Origin of the sequence: Parasphingomonas frigoris (assembly GCF_036663815.1) — a bacterium.
Classification (GTDB): Bacteria; Pseudomonadota; Alphaproteobacteria; order Sphingomonadales; family Sphingomonadaceae; genus Sphingomonas.
In genome coordinates this window covers 1-1,367 of sequence record NZ_JAXOJQ010000048.1, presented here as the reverse complement: position 1 = coordinate 1,367, position 1,367 = coordinate 1, and the positions used below count along the sequence as shown (strand labels likewise).

Sequence of the window (1,367 nt, the reverse complement as noted above, 5' to 3'; positions counted from 1 at the left end):
CGATTTCAGCCAGGGCAGCTGCGAGACGGGTGCGTCTACGATCTCGACCCGCTGATTGCCGTTCACGATCGCCCGTTTGATGGTCATTGGGAACGGTCGCACGACATCGACGCTCCGCCCGGACAGGACCGAGCTCGCAATCGCATCCACCGGCAGATCATCGGTCTTGGCGATCCCAAGCTTGGTATAGAGTTGGACGACGTGCTTGTCGAAAACGAGGCGGCCGAGCCAAGAATTGCCATGAGCGTCCGCGATCCGGTTCACCGCGAGGTGATCAGACGGCAGCGCCGACCAGATCGGGAGCAACAGGCCAGTCGCCAGCCGGATCGTCTCGGTATCGATCTGGTCGGCCGCTTCGGTGACCTCTTCGGTCCACTTGGCAGTGAAAGAGGCTTCATCGACGACGTCCCACGCGCTCTCCAGTAGGTCTGCCTCGCGCAGATACTCGCGACGGCAGGGCCTCTGCAGCTCGATGCGCGCGATCGGCTGACCGTCGTCGTCCATCCACGACCGCGCACGTGTGCGCAGAGCGACGCGCCCAGACCGGGCGTTGACTACGAACGCAACGTCGTCCTGCCATTTTGCGAGGTCGAGGATCCGTTCGAGCGAGATCGGATTTCGACGGCGGGCAATCTCGATCGTCAAAAGATGCGACGTCGCACCCGACTGCGGATCGGTCCGCAGAAGCGTGTCGTCGATGACGGTCGCAGTATCGGCTGTGATCGTCTCAACGCCGACATCAAGAGTGCCAGCCTCGCGGGCAGCGGCGATGCGAGTCTCCCCCAGCGACAGAAATTCGTCGAAGATCAGGTTCTGGATGCCGATCGGCAGCGCCAGCAGGCGGTTCAGCCAACGCTGGATAGGCGGCAGGTCCTCCTTCAGGACGCCGTCACTGTCATGGAGCTCGAGCCCGGTGCGGGAACAGAAGTCATCCATCGTCGTGCTGGTGAGCTTGCCTGCATCGAGCAGGGCGAACCAGGTCAGGAGCGCATCCTTGGCGTATTCGCTTTCGAGATTATCGGCCGGGTCGAACAGGTTCTGCCCGCCGGTCTGACGCTGCCCGCGAGTTAGCGCACCAAGACTGTCCAACCGTCGCGCGATCGTTGAGGTAAAGCGCAGTTCGCCTTTGCAGTCAGTGGTGACCGGCCTGAATAGTGGCGTCGACGCCTGATGGGTGCGGTGGGTGCGCCCGAGGCCCTGGATCGCACGATCGGCGCGCCAGCCCGGTTCGAGCAGGAAGTGCGCACGCTGCTGCTGGTTCTTGGCATCGAGGCTGGCATGGTAGGAGCGCCCGGTGCCGCCTGCGTCAGAGAAGACCAAGACCCGTTTGGTGCCAGCCATGAACGCCGCGGCCTCGACTTGTGACG

1 protein-coding gene is annotated in these 1,367 nt (G+C 63.4%); it reads right to left on the bottom strand.

The annotated features are described in order from the left end of the window. On the bottom strand, window positions 1-1,367 hold a 1,367-nt coding region (locus U1872_RS22340), incomplete at both ends, for a strawberry notch C-terminal domain-containing protein (protein WP_332795062.1).